18 protein-coding genes are annotated in these 17668 nt (G+C 70.3%); 13 read left to right on the top strand and 5 right to left on the bottom strand.

All coding sequences use genetic code 11. From position 1 onward, the window contains the following. Nucleotides 1–64 precede the first annotated feature (64 nt). From ACWC1K_RS42105 to ACWC1K_RS42085, 5 genes are all read right to left on the bottom strand, one after another. Complete coding sequence (locus ACWC1K_RS42105) at nucleotides 65–487, bottom strand: hypothetical protein (protein WP_450838601.1); 423 nt, start codon at nucleotides 485–487, stop codon at nucleotides 65–67. Then, nucleotides 487–1029, bottom strand: a complete 543-nt coding sequence (locus ACWC1K_RS42100) for a hypothetical protein (RefSeq protein ID WP_450838600.1) — start codon at nucleotides 1027–1029, stop codon at nucleotides 487–489. The genes ACWC1K_RS42105 and ACWC1K_RS42100 overlap by 1 nt, the downstream gene beginning before the upstream one ends. A gap of 82 nt (nucleotides 1030–1111) precedes the next feature. Then, nucleotides 1112–2839: a hypothetical protein gene (locus tag ACWC1K_RS42095; RefSeq protein WP_450838598.1), complete on the bottom strand. Its 1728-nt coding sequence runs from the start codon at nucleotides 2837–2839 to the stop codon at nucleotides 1112–1114. A 55-nt stretch (nucleotides 2840–2894) separates the two neighbouring features. Continuing rightward, nucleotides 2895–3326: a hypothetical protein gene (locus tag ACWC1K_RS42090; protein ID WP_450838597.1), complete on the bottom strand. Its 432-nt coding sequence runs from the start codon at nucleotides 3324–3326 to the stop codon at nucleotides 2895–2897. An 85-nt stretch (nucleotides 3327–3411) separates the two neighbouring features. Beyond that, a complete protein-coding gene (locus tag ACWC1K_RS42085; RefSeq protein ID WP_450838596.1) occupies nucleotides 3412–3798 on the bottom strand; it encodes a hypothetical protein in 387 nt (128 codons plus the stop codon). Nucleotides 3799–4311: 513 nt separating this feature from the next. On the opposite strand from ACWC1K_RS42085, the gene ACWC1K_RS42080 reads away from it, so the two are divergent. The 13 genes from ACWC1K_RS42080 (at nucleotide 4312) to ACWC1K_RS42020 (ending at nucleotide 17239) form a co-directional block, all read left to right on the top strand. Then, entirely contained in the window at nucleotides 4312–5235 is a 924-nt protein-coding gene (locus tag ACWC1K_RS42080) for a sigma-70 family RNA polymerase sigma factor (RefSeq protein WP_450838595.1), read from the top strand. 1 nt (nucleotide 5236) lies between these two features. Beyond that, entirely contained in the window at nucleotides 5237–6070 is an 834-nt protein-coding gene (locus ACWC1K_RS42075) for a hypothetical protein (protein WP_450838593.1), read from the top strand. 724 nt (nucleotides 6071–6794) lie between these two features. Continuing rightward, a complete protein-coding gene (locus tag ACWC1K_RS42070; RefSeq protein ID WP_450838592.1) occupies nucleotides 6795–8078 on the top strand; it encodes a hypothetical protein in 1284 nt (427 codons plus the stop codon). Between the two features lie 95 nt (nucleotides 8079–8173). Next, nucleotides 8174–9628, top strand: coding sequence for a replicative DNA helicase (locus ACWC1K_RS42065; RefSeq protein WP_450838590.1), 1455 nt, complete (start codon nucleotides 8174–8176; stop codon nucleotides 9626–9628). Nucleotides 9629–9671: 43 nt separating this feature from the next. Next, the gene (locus ACWC1K_RS42060) at nucleotides 9672–10058 is read left to right on the top strand and encodes a hypothetical protein (RefSeq protein ID WP_450838588.1); all 387 of its coding nucleotides are present in this window, start codon (nucleotides 9672–9674) and stop codon (nucleotides 10056–10058) included. A gap of 641 nt (nucleotides 10059–10699) precedes the next feature. Further along, complete coding sequence (locus ACWC1K_RS42055) at nucleotides 10700–11155, top strand: hypothetical protein (RefSeq protein ID WP_450838586.1); 456 nt, start codon at nucleotides 10700–10702, stop codon at nucleotides 11153–11155. Between the two features lie 87 nt (nucleotides 11156–11242). Continuing rightward, entirely contained in the window at nucleotides 11243–11626 is a 384-nt protein-coding gene (locus ACWC1K_RS42050; protein WP_450838584.1) for a hypothetical protein, read from the top strand. Between the two features lie 92 nt (nucleotides 11627–11718). After that, entirely contained in the window at nucleotides 11719–12330 is a 612-nt protein-coding gene (locus tag ACWC1K_RS42045) for a hypothetical protein (protein ID WP_450838583.1), read from the top strand. 74 nt (nucleotides 12331–12404) lie between these two features. Next, a complete protein-coding gene (locus tag ACWC1K_RS42040; protein WP_450838581.1) occupies nucleotides 12405–12974 on the top strand; it encodes a hypothetical protein in 570 nt (189 codons plus the stop codon). Nucleotides 12975–13080: 106 nt separating this feature from the next. Then, on the top strand, nucleotides 13081–13872 hold the full coding sequence (locus ACWC1K_RS42035; RefSeq protein WP_450838579.1) for a hypothetical protein: 792 nt from the start codon (nucleotides 13081–13083) through the stop codon (nucleotides 13870–13872). Nucleotides 13873–14126: 254 nt separating this feature from the next. Continuing rightward, nucleotides 14127–15479 (top strand): hypothetical protein, encoded by a 1353-nt coding sequence (locus tag ACWC1K_RS42030; protein ID WP_450838577.1) that lies wholly within the window; start codon nucleotides 14127–14129, stop codon nucleotides 15477–15479. Nucleotides 15480–15583: 104 nt separating this feature from the next. After that, nucleotides 15584–16456: a phosphoadenosine phosphosulfate reductase domain-containing protein gene (locus ACWC1K_RS42025; RefSeq protein WP_450838576.1), complete on the top strand. Its 873-nt coding sequence runs from the start codon at nucleotides 15584–15586 to the stop codon at nucleotides 16454–16456. Between the two features lie 144 nt (nucleotides 16457–16600). Then, on the top strand, nucleotides 16601–17239 hold the full coding sequence (locus ACWC1K_RS42020) for a hypothetical protein (RefSeq protein WP_450838574.1): 639 nt from the start codon (nucleotides 16601–16603) through the stop codon (nucleotides 17237–17239). The last annotated feature ends 429 nt before the right edge of the window (nucleotides 17240–17668 follow it).

Here is a 17668-nt window from a genome sequence, read left to right as displayed (position 1 = left end):
GCCCGCACGCCCGCCTTGGGGGCCCCATCCGGGCCGCCCGTCGCGGTGATGGTGATGGTGATGGTTACTGCGCGTAGTGCTGGGCGTAGTTCTCCAGGAAGCGGCACAGGATGTTCCAGGCCTCTTCGTCGCCCTGCCGTTCGGCTTTCGCGGCGATCGAGCGCGCCCGGTCCCACCAGATCGAGGCCCGGGCGCCCGGGGTGCGGGCGGCCGCCACCCGGTCGCCGAAGTGCTTGTTGTGGTTGGCCAGGCTGCGGCTGTTCTCGTCGGGCCGCGGGCCGTGCTGCTGGCAGTAGCTCTCCAGGTACTGAACCAACCCCTCCCAGGCCTCCGCATTTCCGCGTTGTGCCTGGTCAGTTGCGGTTCTCTTGGCGCTTTCCCACCAGGAGGCGGCCAGCCCCCGAGTGCCGCGAGCGACCTGGTCCGCCTGCCGGGCCGACCAGTGCGAGGTCTGGTTGGCCCGGCTGCGTTCAGCGGAGGAGAGCATCAACCGGCCTTACGGAACAGGTCGTTGATGCCCCGGATCTGTCCGGACTGGGCCGGAGCAGGCCCCTGACCAGCAGTTTCGCCACTGTCCTCGTCCTCGGAGCCGCTCGGCGCCATGTTCGCCGCCGTCTTGTGCAGCGACTTGGAGGCCAGGGCGCCGGCGGCCTGCCTGCGGTTCTGCTTGGCCAGCGCCTTGTCCCGGCGCTGCTGGGGCAGCGCGGCGACCAGGGCGACGTGGTCGGCGTAGGCGACGCGCAGTTCCTCGGCGGCCGCGGCCGCGTCCCTCTGCGTCTTGACCAGCTTCTTCCAGGGCTTGAGGACCTTCCGGGCCCGGCTGGCGCGCTGCCAGGAGCCCAGCATCCCCGTGCGGTCGCCCTCAACGTGCTGCGAGCGCAGTGCCGTCTGGAAGGTGGCCAGCCCCCGCTCGTACGTGGACAGGTCGATGTTGTGCACGCCCTGCCGGTCGAGCGTCCAGGTGCTCAGCACTTTCAGGTTCAGCAGGGGCGTGAGGTCCTGGGATCCCACGGTGTTGATCTCGGTCACGAGTGACTCCTTCTCGGGGTGGAGCCCGCCGTCTGTCGGGGGCAGAAAGCGGGCTCGGCCCGCGGCGGTACGGACCGCGCCGTCAGGCGCTGACGGCGCGGATCTGGTTGCGAACCCACTCGGGGTCGAGGCCGCCGAACTCGGCGGCGAGAGCGGTAGGCGAGGGCTTCTCGCCCGCCGCGATGATCGCGGTAGCGCGGTCCCGTACGGCCTGCCGCTGCGCGGCTGTAGGGCGGTCGCCGGGGCCCTTACCGCCACGGGGGCGGCCGCCGCTACCGGTGCGGGAAGTGCCACCGGTAGAACCCGAGTTACCGCTACCGGTAGACCCGGCTTTACCGGTCGGCTTACCGGTACCGGTAGAAGTCCGGTTACCGGTCGGCCTACCGCTACCGGTAGAGCCGTTACCGGTGCCGCCTGCGGACGCCCCGGCGGGGGAGCCACCGGCCGGGTTACCGGACGCGGCGGGTGCGGGGGCGGGCTCGTCGTGGCCGTCCTCCAGGAGGCGGTGGACGCGCCACACGATGGCGATGACGACGATCACCGCGACGACGATGAGCCAGACGCTCGGGTGTGCCTTGCCGTGGACGACGTTCATCCCGGCGCCGGTCATGTCGGCCACGTGGTACGTGATGTTCGTGGCCGCCATGAGCCCGAGGGCGAACGGCACGTCGCGCTTCGTGCGGAACGCGGTGATGGCGTACACGTCCAGGCCCACGGGCAGGGCCCAGGCCGCGTCTCCGATCGGAGTGTCGCCCAGTCCGACGAGCCGGGCGAACTGCCACTCTCCCGACGCCGTCAGCAGGATCACCGCCGTCAAGGCGACCCAGATACTGGCCTCCTTGACGACCTCGCCCCGGCTGCGGCTGCGGTCCAGCTTCGCCGCACGTTCCTCGGCGAGTTGGCGCTGTTCCCGCGCGGTCGCCAGCTCGCGGCCGACCTCCGCACGAGTCTCCTTGGCCTCCGTCAGGGTCCGGTCGGCCTCGCGGCGGATGTCCGCGACCGCCGCCCGGGCCCGGTCCTCCTCCTCCCGGCGCACGCGCAGGGCCTCGGCGGCCGCCCGTTCGCCGAGCTGTCCGGCCTCCCGCTCTGCCTGAGCCCGGATCGCATCGGCTTCGTCCTCGGCTTCGCGGCGGACCTTCTCCTTCAGCTCCGCCAACTCGCCCTCGATCTCCCCTCGCCGTGCGGCGAGTTCCTCGTCGAGTTCGAGCAGGGCACGCCGGCGGTGAAGGTCCGTCTCGGTCTCGACGGCCGCGCGGGCCGCCTTGACCTCACTCGCCTGCTCCTGGGCCTCGCCCAGGATCCGGGCCGCGTCCGCCAGCGCGTTGCGGTAGGCGGCCTCTGCCGATGCCTGGCGCAGTTCCGCGAGCTTGTTCGCTCGCTGTTCCGCATCGGCGAGCAGGGCCTGCGCCCGTTCCTCGGCCGTTTTCGCGGTGTCCTGGGCCGATCGGGCTGCTTGGGCGCGGACGTTGTCCGCGTCCTCCTGAGCTGTGCGACGGTCGACGGCCGCCGCATGGCGGATGGCCTCGGCCTGTTCCTCAGCGGTCCGGATCAGTGCCGCGGCCTCGGCGGCCGCCGTCTTCCGGGCCGCACCGAGGATGTCGGCCGCCAGATCCCGCATATCGGCAGCCCGGTCGTGCAGGTCTGCGATGCGGGGGTCCGCCTCGTCGTGCACCAGCGGAGCGGCCACCTTGGCGGCCGCCGTCTCCGGAGTGCGCTGCGCGGGCGGGGTCTGGGCGGTCGGCTTCCGGGTCCTTCCCCGGGGCGTCGACGACCTCGGCTTACTGCGGGTGGCTGTTCCACGGCCCGCCACGTCAACTCCTTTCGTACTCAGGTGGCCACCGGGGGAGTGGCCACCGGGCGGTCCGTCAGCCCCGGGTCAGGCGGGGAAGTCGCCCGGCGAAGCGGTCGAACCAGGTGACGACCGACCGGCTCACGCGTTCTGCCTTCAGCCGGAAGAGCAGGTCACCCTCCCGGCCAAGACGGGCTTCAGCCTTGGCGAGCGGACCAGTGACCAGTTCGCCCAGGCGCTCGTCGAGGTCAGCGACCTCCGAGAACCCCAGGACCTCCAGCAGTTCGATCGCCGCGTACAGCGCGAAGCCGTAGGCGAGGAGCGCGACCACCTCGGTGCGGCGGCGGGCCTTGTCCGTGAAGCCGCCGATCGGCCCGTGGGCCCGGGCGATCTCGGCGTGGGTCTCGTACGACTCCCAGGCGGCGACGTTCCACTTAACGACGTCGACCTGACGCCGGAAGACGTCGAGGGAGTGGGCCTTGTTCCTGACCAGCGTGTTCGTGCTCATGCGTTGACCACCTCTCCGCCCATCAGCAGGGCGTCTCGTACGAGTCGGATCTGCCGGGGAGCGACGTCCCCGAGAGGGAACGGGCTCACAGCAGGCCGGAGGGGTCGGCGTCGCCGGTGCCGGTCAGCATCGCGAGCTCCGCCGGGGTGACCCAGCCGAACGGGATGAGCACGGTCAGGGTCACCGTGCGCTGGAACATCGAGCCCTTCACCGCGAGCTGGCCCGTGGGCAGCTTCGCGGGACGGGCGCCGTCGAGCGTCTCCAGAAGCGCCGGCAGCACCTTCACCGCCTCCGGGGTGACGGTGATCGTGGCAACGATCTTCGAGGGCGCCACCGTGAACTCGACGGAGACGCCGAGTCGGGCCAGTGCCTGGACCGACTGGAACAGCAGGATCGCCTCACCGACGGCGTCCCCGAGCTCCTCGGCGACACCGGTCGACTTCAGCGGCAGGTCGGAGGGCATGATGGTCATGCGGATCAGCTCCTAGCTGGGATGGATCCGTGGACCCCCGGCACACATGGCGTTCCAGCGCCGTGCCGGGGGTCGCGCCGTCTGGGCGGCGCGGTGAGCGGATGGGGAGTTGCACACGCTGGCTCGACGCCAGCCCCGACCCCACCCCTGGGGCCCTGCTCAGATCCGCTCTCGGGTGCCATGCGGCCAGCCCCCCGCTCAAGACCTCACCAACCAAAAGTGCTGGTGAGAGGGTTCGTCTCGTCGTAATGACGGCAGGGGCGCCGCGCCCGAATTTCAGTCCACTGTTGAGTTCTCAAGGAACGAGCAGCCAGCCAGCCTGAGCCCCGGGGGACCTGGTTCTGACGCCGCCAAATGGGCGCTTGAAGTGCAGGTATAGCCAACGCAACGCCACGATTTAGCGCCCTAAACCGATCGCGTACCGAAACCATAGGACGTCATTCCGCAAGGAGTCAACCACCTTGAACAGATGCCGTTTAGTGCGGTAAACATGAGTCACGAAGGGAGGCACTGATGGAGAAGGCACAGCGCGACACTGCTCCGCTGCCCGAGCTACAGGAACAGCTCGACGCAGCGTTCGACGTCGCCTTGTCGCAGCTCAAGGAGCTGGCAGACCCTCTACAGAGGGCCAAAATCGCCCACGGACTCATCGGCCGGGTGCAGGACTACGGCGACGAGTTCCAGGCAGTGCGCAACGAAGCGATGAACGAGACCCTGCGAGTAGGGAAGCTGAACAGCACCCAACTGGCGGCAGAGCTCGGCATCAGCAAGGGACGAGTGAGTCAACTCGCGAAGGGTGCCCCTCCAGAGCGCCTGTTCCTCGGCTCGGGCAAGGTCATCGTGGCACTCGCCGAGAAGTTGGAGCACGGCAAACTGGATGACGGCCGCGACAAGCGGGTTCAGGGCCCCGTGATCGCCACGGAGGACTTCCAAACCTACGAGCATCTGCGGGAGCTGGCCGAGGAAGTCGGCCTGGAGATCACCTTCGAGCGCATCCCGCTCGGGGGCAATGTGCGACTCAACCGCAACAACCTCGTCGTCATCTGCGGCCCTCGGCTGTCGCCGCTGATCGAGCAGATCCTCGAAGGTGACCCTCACCTGCGGTTCGACAAGGACGACGACGGTTGGTACTTGACGGACCGCAAGACCGGCGAGGTCTACCGGTCACCGATGGACCATGGCGGGAACAGTGACGTCGCATACTTCGGTCGGCTCCCGCGCCCCGACGGTCAAGGCACGTTCCTCTACATCGCCGGTATCCACGCCCGCGGTTCCGGCGGGGTCGTTCACTGGCTCAACAACGAGCTGGTCAACGTACACAGGGAGCTGAAGGCGAAGCGGTTCTCGACCCTCATCTCCAGTACGTTCGACCCTGCCACGCTAGAGATCACCTCCAGCAAGCGCATTACGCCGTTCTACCGCCCGGAAGGGGCCTGACGTGCAGGTATCCGTGGCATCGACCCCAGGTGCGGGAGCCGCGAACGAGGACATGGTCCACGTGAGCCCGACCGGGGTCGTCGTGCTGGACGGCCTGTCCGCCCCGAAGGATCTGCCCATGGGATGCGTGCACGGCACCCCATGGTTCGTCCGGCAACTCGGGACCAACCTGATCAACCTGATCGGCGACGAGGAGGTTTCCCTCCGGGAAGCTCTACGCCGTGCTATCGCCGTTGTTAATGACCTGCACCGAGACACTTGCGCCCTGGACCAGGAGGCCGTGCCCGCCTCTACCGTGGTGATGATCCGTGAGCGGGGCCGCTTCCTTGACTATCTGGTGCTCTCCGACAACGTCCTGGTGCTCGACCTTGGAACCGCCGGCATCGAGACGATCGTCGACAAGCGCGTGGAGGAGACCGCAGCCGAAGAGATGCAGGCAGCTCTTCAGGGGCCGACCGGCACCCCCGAGCACGCGGCCCGTGTGTCCAAGCTCGTCTCTGTCCAGCGGCACCTTCGCAACACACCGGGTGGCTACTGGGTCGCAGCCACCAATCCGGCAGCAGCGGATGAGGCGATCACCGGATCCGTTGAACTCGCCCGCGTACGGCAAGCCGCGCTGCTCACTGACGGAGCTAGCCGTCTCGTCGACTCCTTCGGGATCCTCACCTGGGCCGACCTCCTCACGCTTTTGCGTACAGAGGGCCCCGCAACGTTGATCGCTCGGACCCGCGAGGCTGAACTATCCGACCCCACCGGCGAGCGATGGCCCCGGTTCAAGCGCTCTGACGACGCCACCGCCGCATACGTCTCGATCGGGCAGTCGGAGCTGCCGTGAGCCGCGAAGATGTCCAGCGACACTCCGAGATAGAGAGTGTGGCCACGAAGCCCTCGCCGAAGGAGGAGAATGCGCCACGGCGCAGGCTTCTCCTCAGCAACTTCAGGAAGCACTGCACCAAGCGGTCGCCGATTGTGGTGGTCGGTACCGCGCTGATCCGAGTAGCCGCAACAGCGGTGAAACCAACGGAACCAGAGAGGCACCACAACATGGCCAGCAGCCAGAACGCACCAGTAAACAAGCGGGCGCCACGCCCGAAAACGCTTTCGCCTCTGCGTCGGATGCGTTGCAAGATCGCAGGATGGCACTTCCCGTCCGCGAACACCGTCAGCGATGGCGGTCTGAGCAGCACTCCGCAGCCAGCGCGCGCTCCATGAAAAGACGATGGCCGCCCTGCCTGCCAGCAGAACGGCCATCTCGGTCGACGACTCTCAGCCTCCACAAGCCCGAGTCGTAGGTCGGCGTGACGCCGGGGCCCGAGCCCTGCCAGGCCCGAGGTCACCAACCCCAGGATAGAGCGAGCACTGGCCGGCACGCAGCAGCGTGCCCCAGGTCGGCTCATCCTTTTCCGTCACTTGCCGATCTGCGGCTCCCCAAACCACTCGTAGGGGAGACCCCGCACCATGTTCCACATCCGCCCCGCGACACGAAGCGTCGCCGCACCGACTCGGTCGGTTGCGAGCGTCGACGCCGCCGTCGTCCAGGCCGCCGAGGCGGTGGCCCGATGACGAGGCAGCTGCGCGCCGAGGACGACCCCGCCGGCGAGGCCGTGTTCGAGTTCTCCGGCGACATCACCGACTACTGGAGCTACACCCAGGTCCGCGACTACGTGATGCTGATGCCCGGGATCACGCACACCGCGTACCGGTTCTACTCGATCCTGCGCTCGATGATGATCGAGGCCGGACGGCGACCGCGCAGCGGTATGCGGCGCATGACGATCGACCAGATGTGCTGGCTGCTCCCGGGGCCGAACGACAAGCCGTTGTCCGTCTCGGCGATGTACGACGTGCTGAAGACCCTGGAAGAGCTCAACCTGGTCCTGCCCGGCGACACGCTCGAACTGGAGGGTGCGTCGAAGCTCAAGGGCAAGGCGAAGGCCGCCATGGCCATCGCCCGGGGCATGAGGGTCATGGACCTCCCGCCGTCGGCTCGTTACACGGGCTGGCGCAACGCATGGGACAAGCTCGACGCCTACCGGCCCGACTGGCGTGAGAACCCGCCGCAGCCGCCGACCCACCTCACCGAGACGACGACGGAGCCGAACGGTCAGGTCCTGGCCCGGGTGCGGCTGCTCGGTCCCGACGGGGAGCCGTTCCAGAAAACTGGAACAGCGCTGACGGAGGGCGCTCAGGCCCCTCTGTTCCAGAAAACTGGAACAGCTTTCCAGAATTCTGGAACAGTGGTCCAGAATTCTGGAACGGATTTGGCTCTGACCAGCGGAAACGGCACCCCTCTAAGAAGCTCTCTCTCAGAAGACTCTCTCTCTCCCGTCCCAGGTGCCCCAGCGGCACCGTCCGACGCAGCTGAGGAGGTGACGGAGGAGAGAGAGATGTCGGCTTCGCCGGAAAAGGCCACCCCCGCCCCTGCCGCTGCTGCGGAGTCGGGGAAGGACGTTCCGGCCCGGGCTGTGGCGGAGGCCTTCGCCGTGCTGTGGAAGCAGGCTCGCGGTACGCGGCCCAACCGCCGCCAGTTGGCTGCCGTGGCTGCCGACGCTGCGGAGGCCCTCGAGGATGGCGACTCGGCGGAGTGGCTGACGGAGTCGGTGCTCCCGTTCATGGTTGCCAGTGGCTGGCTCGACCTCGGCCGGGCGAAGACCCACCCGAAGTGCCCGGCGCCGCGTGGTGCGACGCTGCCCGGCCAGCGCCCCTCGGTGCCGGACTGGTGCGGCGAGTGCAACGACGGTGCCCGCCCCGCCACTGCTGCCGAGCGGTTCCGCAAGGTCGACGGCCGCCTGGTGCGGTGCCCCGAGTGCCACCCCGGCGCCCGTCAGCCCGCCGCGGTCTGACTCCCGCTCCCTGATCCCGACGCACGCAAACGGCGGCCGCTCCCGCGAAGAACCGGCCGCCGTTGAGACCCCAACCGACGAAGGAAGAGATCCGTATGTCCAGCATGACACCACAGGACCCGAACGGCGAAGTCAGCCTGTTCGAGGGCGAGCCGGTGCTTCCGGCGCAGCAGCGTCCGGAGGTGCCCGAGACCTTCCGTGGCGAGGGCCCGGCCGGTGACAAGTTCTTCGACCGGCTGCCGCCGCAGGACGTGGCGGCGGAGCAGGCTGTCCTGGGCGGGATGCTGCTGTCCCGCCAGGCGATCACCGATGTGGTCGAGGTGCTCAGCGGCCGGGAGCTCTACAAGCCCGCGCACGTGACGATCTTCCGGGTCATCGTCGAGCTGTACGGCAAGGGCGAGCCCGCCGACCCGATCACGGTTGCCGCAGCGCTCACCGTGAGCGGTGAGATCAACAAGGTCGGCGGCGCGTCCTACCTGCACACCCTCGTGCAGGTGGTGCCGACGGCGGCGAACGCCGAGTACTACGCCGAGATCGTGCGCGGCAAGTGGAAGCTGCGGATGGCCGTTGAGGCGGGCACCCGGGTCGCGGCGATGGGCTACGACCCGACGCTCGAACCCGAAGAGGTCATCGAGGGCGCGGCCAGCGAACTCCTCGCGATGCAGGCGCAGTTCGACACGGGCAAGGACCCCGCCGGGTGGGACACCCCGATGGAGGAGCTCGTTGAGGAGTGGGAGGACGACCAGGCGGCCGGCGTGAACCCCGGCCTGCCGATGCCGTACGCCGACCTTCAGGAGAAGCTCGCCACCGTGCCCGGCCACCTGGTGGTGTTCGCGGGCCGTCCGGGCATGGGCAAGTCGGTCACCCTGCTGGACCTGATGCGCCACCTGGCGATCGTCCACGGGCGACCGGCCGCGTTCGTGTCGCTGGAGATGGCCCGCCGCCAGATCATGAACCGGCTGATTGCCGCCGAGGCGGAGATCGTGCAGAACGCCGTGCGCACCCGCTCCATGGACAAGGAGCAGTGGAAGAAGTACGACAAGGTCCGCCAGCGCATCGTGGACTCGCCGCTGCGGCTGATCGTCCCGCCGGGCGGCATCACCGTGCCCCAGATCCGCTCGAACCTGCGCCGTTGGCAGATCGAGGACCGACTTCCGGCCGCCCTCGCGATCGACTACCTCCAGATCATCAAGCCGGATGGGCAGAGCCGGGGAGGCAACCGGACCAACGAAGTCGACGCCATCGCCCGCGGGCTGAAGGAACTGGCCCTGGAGTTCGACATCCCGGTGTTCGCGGCCGCCCAGCTCTCCCGCCAGACCACGGGCCGCGAGAGCAAGGTGCCGCAGCTGTCGGACCTGCGCGAGTCCGGCGAAATCGAGCAGGCCGCCGACGCCGTCGTGCTGCTGCACCGCGAGGACTACTACGAGCCGGAGTCCGCGCGGGCCGGGGAGATCGACCTGATCGTGGCCAAGAACCGTGAGGGATCGACGGGCAAAGTGACCTGTGGCTTCAGGGGGCAGTTCAGCAAGATCGAGGACATGGGCATCTAGGTCTGCCGGAAGGGAATCGAACATCGTGCTTAATGCCGACAGCGTGACCAGCCGTTACATCCCGGTAGAGCAGGCCCAGGAGATCGCCGTGGCCTGGAACGGCGTCTACCCGGCCATGCGCCGGGTCCTGGACGCCGTCATCAAGGCCCAGCGCGGGGCGGAGCGCCGCACGGTCGACCTGCCCCGGCTCGAACGCGCCCGCCGCGAGCTCGGGCAGCTCGACCGGGGCACCTACCGCGGCTGCACCCGCAGCCCGGCTGCCTTCAGTCTCTTCGGCTCACTCAGCAACGTGCGCGAGGTGCTGGAGGTGACCTCCGTCAACGTCCCGGAACTCGGCGACATGTACCGGCTCGCCGCGCTGCTGGCCGACGCCAGCGCGCAGTCCGCCCGCCGGTTCGCGGCCGAACGGGAGGCGGCCCGCTCGGCGTAGGCCGGACAGCAACACCCGCAGGGGCTCGGCGAGATGCGCGTCTCGCCGAGCCCCTGTGCCGTTCCCGGCCACGGGCGGGAACGGCGGAGGCCGGAGGGCGGGTGCCGGCGGAGGCGGCCGTGGTGGAAAGACCCGACGGGGAACGGGCGGCGGGGACCTGCGGCGTACGGGGTCGCGGCATCCCGCCGGGGTTTACATGGCCAGCCGTCGCCCGGCCGGCGGGCATCGCTGTTGTGCGCGCACCAAGGGGCTGGCGGGGAGGGGAGGGGTGCCTGGCGGGCGTCCGGCATCCCGTGCGGCGGGCCGGAGTTGGGCCGTTCGCCGTACTGCCGCCGTCGCGGGGCGCGCGAGCACGAGCAGACCGGCCGCCCGGAGTGAGGCTGAGGGGGGAGCGGCTGCTGCCGCGCTGGGGCTCGGGCCGTCGAGCTGTCCAGCCGTGCCCGCATCGTCGTGGCCGAGCGTCCGTCTGCGGGCCGGAAATCTCTCCCGATCTTGCCGAAAATCGGCTCTGACCTTGGCTTTTGGATTTGACCCAGCACTAGGAACGTGAGAGTATTAGATACGTCGAAAGGGGGCGGGAATCCCCGGCCGACGCCAGGACCCCCGGGTCCACACCGAAGAACCTCAACGAAGGGCACGGCATGAACGCCGAGATCGACCCGACCACCCCGGACCGCGCAGACCGCGTCCGCCTCGCCTGGGACCTCTACCAGGGCGCGTACCCCGGCGCGGAGCTCAGCGACATGATCGCCGACCTGATGCACCTCGCCGACGTCGACGAGCACACCGGCGGAGGCGGGCACGCCGCACGCCGGGCCGTCGTCGACTACATGGACGAGGGCCCGGCCTGGCCCAAGCCGGTGGTCTACGTCGCACAGATGCGCCCCAAGGGCGGGGACTGGATCACCATCGGCGAGGGCGACGACACGGTCGGCCTGCGGGACGTCGCCAACGTCCTGTGGCCGCAGCTCCAGAAGCACGGCTTCCGCACCGGCGAAATCCCCCTGCACATCGACGACATCGTCCGGGGCGAGGTCCTGACGGCGGAGAACGGCACCGAGTTCCGCGCCTTCGCGGTCGCCGCCCACCGGGGCTGACCCGGCATCGCCCGGGGGCGGACGGGACGGGAATCCCTGTCCGCCCCCGGCACCCACCACCGAACCACCTCAACCGAAGGAAAGGCCATGAACGCCGAGATGGACCGCGCCGAGCAGCGCGTGAACCTCACCAAGGAGCCCGGGACCTACTTCGTCATCGCCGACGACGAAGGTGTCTACGACGCGAAGGTCTGGAAGAGCGACGAGCTGAAGCGGTACGTCGTCGAGGTGCAGCGCGCCTCCGACGACGAGGTCGAGCAGTACGTGCAGCGCGAGGACCTCGACGTCGCGTGCGAGAGCTCCCAGTCGCCGCTGAAGTTCCTCACCTACAAGGCCGTAAGCCACGGCCACGCCGCCGCGCTCGCCCGGCGCGAGTTCGCCGAGCAGATGGCGTTCGAGGAACTGACGGACGTGTTCTTCGCCGACGAACTCGCCTTCACCGGCGCCGGATTCGGCGACAGCTCCAGCTGAGCGCCGTACACCCGGCGGGCGGACGGGACGGGAATCTCTGTCCGCCCGCCGGGCCCCACCACACCGACCCACCTCAACCCGGAGACCCAGCCATGGACCTCACCTTCGACCTCGGCCAGCGCGGCGGCGCCCCGACCAAGCTCCACCCGGTCTACGACGCCCGCCGGGGCTACTCCCTCCAGCTGTGGGAGAACGGCCAGCTCAGCGACGAGCACGGGCCCTTCCCGTACGCGGGCGACGTCGTCGAGACCGCCGACGACTTCCTTGCCCGGCGGGGCATCCGCCGCCTGACCGGCCCGGAGCGCACCGACCTGTACGCCCGGCTGCTCACCGCCACCGGCAATCTCTTCTACGCCCAGTGCGTGCTGGCACTCGCCGAGCCGCAGGACCAGGCGGCCATGCTCATGCACGACGAGATCCAGAAGCTCATGGCCCGCCTGCCCGAGGACAAGTGGGGCTTCGTCGCCTTCCGCATCGAGGACGGCAGCACCGACGGACAGCTCTACCCCGACCGGGAGACCGCCGAGGCCGCCCAGGACGACCCCGAGGCCTACACCACCGTCGTGCTGCCCGCGGACCCGGAGTCATGGACCGTCGACCGGTGCCTGGAGCACCTCGACTTCGTGACCCACCTGCGCCACGGCTGCATGGTCCTCGGCGTCCCCGTCTGCTGGCACGCGCCCCTGCCCACCCCGCAGGTCTGACCCCAGCCACAGGCCGCCCGGCGGAGAGCGCAACCGCCCCGCCGGGCCCCCTCCCACGAACCAGGAGCACATCCATGAGCGCCACCACCCTGAAGACCCGCATCGGAGAGCCGGACATCGAGTGTCGCTACCCCGTGATCATCGGCGAGGACCGGGTCATCGGGCAGGCCTACCGCTGGCACCGTGACTGGCTGGTCGTCACCACCGAGGGCGAGCACAACCTCCGCCGCCCGCCGACCGGCACCAAGGGCATCGACATGGCCGCCGCGTACCTCGCCGAGGAGTACGCCGCCGGTCGCATCAGCGCCGTCGCCCTGGAGCAGATCCGCGCCGAGGCCCCGAAGCCGCTGGACGGCCCGGTGCCCCTGCTGCACCCCCGGATGCCCGCCAGCAAGCGCAACATCGACGGCGCCCACACCGCGTTCGCCGGACTGACCGAGCACCACTGGCGGGCCGTCCTCCGTGGCTTCCCGGGGTCGGACAACCCCTGGTACCTGCTGTGCGAGCTGTGCGGCTGGTCCGGCGTCCGCTACTGGAGCCACCACCGTGGGCGCAACGGCCAGCCGCCGAGCATCTACCGCCACGAGGGTGGATGCATCGGCGAGGAGAAGGTGCGCGAACTGATCCCCGCCTACCAGCAGTAGCCCCGCCGGGGCGGCCCGCCGGGAACCGCCAGGGGGCGGACGGGACGGGAATCCCCGCCCGCCCCCGCACCCCGAGAACCCTCAACTCCCAGGAGAAGCACCGCGCATGATCAGGCCCGCTGATCCCCACGTCGAGTTCTGTCACGTCCTGATCGAGGACCGGCAGCTCGGCCCGCTCCCCGAAGATCTTGACCCCGCACTGGCCCGGCCCGCGTACGCCAAGGACGTGCGCCCGGGAGACCTGGTCGTCGGCTACTTCGACGGCTCCGACCGCCGCCGCTGGGCATGGAAGGCCGCCCCGGGCGAGGTCTGCTACCGGGCACTGCCCCAACGCCACCCCGCCCACGCCCGGGCCGTCAGCCTGATCGGCATCCTCACGGCCTGCGTCGACATCGACGACGAGGTCCTGATCGTCCCCGCCGCCCTGTACCCGGCCGCCTACCGGCCCGGGGACCGCGTGGAACGCATCAGCGTGCACTTCGAGGCCTTCAACCACCCGTACGGCGGCCGCTACACGCACCCCCGCCAGTGGGAACAACGCGGCACCGTCCGCACGGTCGACGACGCCGACGGCACGCTCACCGTTCACTGGGACGGCGACACCGAGGTCTTCCGCACCACCCGGGACCTGATCAGGCCCGTCGATCCGGACACCATCACCCACGACCGGCGCACGTACGGCGTCACGCCCGGCGACCGCGTACGCGGCGGCGGCCCGGGGACCGGGGTCCTGCTGGAGATCTACCGGCCCGGCGGCCACGGCGTCGAGCACGGCCGCGTGATGTGGGAGGCCGCCGAGCCCGGCGCCGACCCCGTCGAGGAGGCCAGGCCCATCACCCAGTTGGAGCCCGCGCCCGTCGAACTCATCTCCCAGTGGCTCGCCCTGCCCCAGGACTGACCCAGAGCGCCGCCCAGTGGCCGGCGGGAACCGCCAGGGGGCGGACGGGACGGGAATCCCCGTCCGCCCCCGTACCTCTTCACCCCGCCTCACCTCCCCGGAGATGAGGCGGGGTGAAGGGTTTCTGACCTGCGGAATCCGGTTTGACTCCACCCCGAAAGCGTGAGAGTATTAGATGCGTCGAGAGGGACGGGAATCCCCGCTCGGCACCAGGACCCCCGGGTCCGCACCGGCAACCTCAACAGGAGAACTCTGTGATCACTGCACGTCTCGACCGCCTCATTGCCGAAGGCACCGACCGCATCCTCCGGCCGGTCCTGCTGGCCGACGGCCACGCCTTCAGCGTCAACATCAAGGCCGGGGAGGACCAGGCGGCCGCCGTCGTCCTGTGGCCCGGTCTCGACGCCCCCGACGGCGAGGCCTGGGAGAACGAGGACCCCTGGGAGAGCTTCCTGACCGGCGGCGACGCCGACGTCAGCCAGTTCCTGGACGTGCCCGTGGCTGCGCTGCGCGACCTGATCGAGCAGCACGGCGGCGAGGCCCCGACCGGAGACGACGACCCGGCGGGCGCGGCCCCGCTCGCCATGCTGCGCGCGGCGGGCCTGCGCTGCGTCGAGGACAACTACGCGCTCAGCGCCGACTGGCACCGCGTGCGGGTGCCGCTCGCCGACGGCACGGACATCGTCTTCGAGGGGTTCTCCGCCCGCAGCAGCGAGACCTTCCCGGACGTCACCACCCGCTACCCCATCGCAGAACACGGCTGGTGGACCGCCAGTTGGGGCGAGCCCGGCAGCGACATCCGCAGCAGCGTCTACCACTCCGCCGGTCAGCACCGCCCGTACGTGGACGACACCGCCGCCCTCGTCGGCTCCATCGTGGAGCAGGCCCGCCGCTGCGGCGGCAGCGCGCCGGAGGAGGGCGCGGGCGAGACCGCCGAGCAGATCGCCAGCAAGGCCCTCGCCGAGTGGGGCATCACCGCGTACCTGGACGACGAGCCGCTGCTCGACGGGGGCCGCAACACCTGGCTGGTCATCCCCCGCGACCAGGCCGCGGGCCAGATGAGCGAGGGACCGTACATGGTGCTCGCCCTCTACAACGGCGACGACGACGAGTGGCCCATGGACCGGCGACCGCCGGTCCGCCGCGGTGACGAGTGGCTCGTGGACATCGGCGACGGCGGCGGCATCGAGAAGGGTCTGATGGCCCGTCCCGCCGAGGGGCTCGCCGACTGCATCGAGCGCATCGCCGAGTGGGTGACTACCCCTCTGCCCACGGCGGGCTCCGTGCTGCTCGCCGAACTGGCCAAGTACGGGATCGCGGCGCACACCGATATCGGCCTGAGCTATGCGATCCCGGTGGACCCGGCCACCCCCGCGGCGGAGGCCTTCAGCCGGGCGCACCTGTCGGTGGCCGACCGCAACCCGTCCATCGAGCACGACCCGGCCTTTCACACCGGCTGGACGGTGTTCGTGCATGACGAGGACGGCACGCCCATCGGTGACCCGCGCTACATCGCCGGGGACGGTGAACAGCCGGTCGACTGCACTGCCGATTCCGTGCTGTGCGCCGCGTACATCTCCGACTGGCTCACCGCGCACCGGCACTGACCAGCACCACCGGCCGGACGTCCGGCGGGGGAGCGGGGCGGGAATCCCGCTTCCCCGCCGGGCCCGGCCCGAGCACACCGACCACCTCAACCGGGAGAGACTCTGTGACGAAGAACCCCAGGCCCACGCCGCCGTGCGGCACCGGGTGCGCCGCCGCGCAGCTCGAACTGTTCGCGCCGGCCGCCGCGCCGGCCGCGTCCGCGGCGGCCGCCGAGTTCGACTGGGATGCCAACGACGTCGTGGTCGTCGGCGACAGCGGCGGCAAGGACTCCGGTGTCCTCGTGCACGAGGTGTGCACGCAGGCCGACAAGGCGGGCGCCCTGCACAAGGTGCGCGTGCTGCACTGCGACCTCGGCAAGACGCCGGGCGGGCACCTGATCGAGTGGCCGGGCGCGGAAGACGTCGCCCGCCGCCACGCCGCCCTGTACGACGTGCCGTTCGTCGTCCGGCGCAGCAAGCGGTGGCCGTCCCTGTGGCACCGGATCCTGGACCACGGCAACTGGCCCGGGTACTTCGCGCGCTTCTGCACGAGCGACACGAAGACCGCGGTCGGGCGCGACTACGTCGACGAGGTCGCCGACGGGCTGAGGCTCGGCCGCCCGATCCGGGCCGGGTACGCCATGGGGATGCGGGCCGAGGAATCCCGCGCGAGGGCGGCCAAGCCGGTCATCGAGCAGCACCGGATGACCGCGAAGACGCTGCGCATTGTCACGACCTGGCTGCCGGTCCACCACCTCAAGACCGATGAGGTCTGGAAGGTCCACCGTGACAACGGCATCCCCTGGCACCCCGCCTACGAGCGGATGGGACGGCTCAGCTGCCGGGCCTGTCCGCTGGCGAAGCGGGAGGACCTGATCGAGTCCGCCCGGATGAACCCCGGGATCTTCGCCGAGTGGGCCGAGGCGGAGGAGGCCATGGGCAAGCCGTTCAAGAAGAACCTCACCCTGAAGCGGATCATCGAACTCGCCCGGAGCTGACGCCGGGCAACCAAACGGCCCGGCGGAGCAATGCATTGGGAATCCCGCCGGGCCGCGCGGTCCGGCCACCGAGGGCCCTCAACAGACCCGTAAACCGAACCGGCACCATCGTATCCACGTCCCGACCCACCAGGAGCACGCGTCATGAAGACCATCGGCGGCCGCCGCCTCGCCAACCGCGAGGAGCTCGCAGCGCACAGCGGCTACAGCAAGGCCACGCTCAGCAACCTGTGGCGCGACCGTGCGGCCAACGGTCACCCCGAGCCGGAGAAGGTCGAGGGGGTCATGCACTGGGACGTCGACGTGTGGGACGGCTGGTTCGCCGAGTTCAACAAGGAACGGCGCAACCAGGACCGCCCGCAGGGCGGCCGGGTCATCGACCGCAGCGGCGACCCCGACGAGGAGCTCACCCCCGCCGAGCAGGCGCGCGTCCTCGGGCTGGACGGCAGCGCCGTGCGCCACTACAAGAAGACGCCCCCGCCCGGATGGCCCGACCCGGTACGGATCGAGCAGCTGCCCGCCGGGGGAGAGCGCGAGTACCGCACCCGGCGGCAGCTGTGGGACTGGCACGACTCGACGCACCGGGCGGGCAAGTCGGGCCGTCCCGCCCGGACCGAGCCGGACCCGCGCGTCGACCAGGCCGCCCAGGCGCTCGCCGCGCAGCCCGGCCGAAAGGCCGGCGAGCTCGCGGCCGACCTCGCCGCGGAGCACGGCGGATCCGTCCACACCTGGAAGCGCATCATCACCCAGGCCCGCAAGGAGCCGGGCCAGAAGGACAGCTGAGCCGCCCCCGAAGCGATGGCCAGCGCCGAGCCCAGCACGGGCGGGCGCTGGCCATCGGCGTGTTCGGGCCGCGGGGACTCACCCGCGCGGAACTCACCTCTTAAGAGGTGAGACGGCATCCCGCCGGGGTTTACATGGCGGGCGCGCTCCCGGCGAGCGGGTGCTTCGTTGTGCGCGTACCAAGAGGCTGGCGGGGAGGGGAGGGGAGTCCGGCGGGGTCCGGAGCGCCGTGTGGCGGGCCGGAGTTGGGCCGGGCGCCGTACTGCCGCCGTCCCGGGGCGGGGGAGCGTGAGCAGACCGGCCGCCCGGGGAGGGGCCGAGGGGAGCGGCAGCTGCCGCGCTGGGGCGGGGGCCGTCGAGCTGTTCAGCCGTGCCCGCATCGTCGTGGCCAAGCGCCCCTCTGTGGGCCGGAATTGGGCACGCAAGATC

It is taken from the genome of Streptomyces sp. NPDC001492 (assembly GCF_053597275.1).
Note: the sequence above shows the minus strand (reverse complement) of the source record. Positions and strands in the feature narration are given on the sequence as shown.

What these genes read in the sequence shown, in the direction of transcription:
- ACWC1K_RS42070 (WP_450838592.1), top strand. Translation starts at nt 6,795, where the DNA reads ATGACGAGGCAGCTGCGCGCCGAGGACGACCCCGCCGGCGAGGCCGTG.
- ACWC1K_RS42055 (WP_450838586.1), top strand. Translation starts at nt 10,700, where the DNA reads ATGAACGCCGAGATCGACCCGACCACCCCGGACCGCGCAGACCGCGTC.
- ACWC1K_RS42090 (WP_450838597.1), bottom strand. Translation starts at nt 3,326, where the DNA reads ATGAGCACGAACACGCTGGTCAGGAACAAGGCCCACTCCCTCGACGTC.
- ACWC1K_RS42045 (WP_450838583.1), top strand. Translation starts at nt 11,719, where the DNA reads ATGGACCTCACCTTCGACCTCGGCCAGCGCGGCGGCGCCCCGACCAAG.
- ACWC1K_RS42020 (WP_450838574.1), top strand. Translation starts at nt 16,601, where the DNA reads ATGAAGACCATCGGCGGCCGCCGCCTCGCCAACCGCGAGGAGCTCGCA.
- ACWC1K_RS42085 (WP_450838596.1), bottom strand. Translation starts at nt 3,798, where the DNA reads ATGACCATCATGCCCTCCGACCTGCCGCTGAAGTCGACCGGTGTCGCC.
- ACWC1K_RS42065 (WP_450838590.1), top strand. Translation starts at nt 8,174, where the DNA reads ATGTCCAGCATGACACCACAGGACCCGAACGGCGAAGTCAGCCTGTTC.
- ACWC1K_RS42105 (WP_450838601.1), bottom strand. Translation starts at nt 487, where the DNA reads ATGCTCTCCTCCGCTGAACGCAGCCGGGCCAACCAGACCTCGCACTGG.
- ACWC1K_RS42040 (WP_450838581.1), top strand. Translation starts at nt 12,405, where the DNA reads ATGAGCGCCACCACCCTGAAGACCCGCATCGGAGAGCCGGACATCGAG.
- ACWC1K_RS42035 (WP_450838579.1), top strand. Translation starts at nt 13,081, where the DNA reads ATGATCAGGCCCGCTGATCCCCACGTCGAGTTCTGTCACGTCCTGATC.
- ACWC1K_RS42080 (WP_450838595.1), top strand. Translation starts at nt 4,312, where the DNA reads ATGGAGAAGGCACAGCGCGACACTGCTCCGCTGCCCGAGCTACAGGAA.
- ACWC1K_RS42050 (WP_450838584.1), top strand. Translation starts at nt 11,243, where the DNA reads ATGAACGCCGAGATGGACCGCGCCGAGCAGCGCGTGAACCTCACCAAG.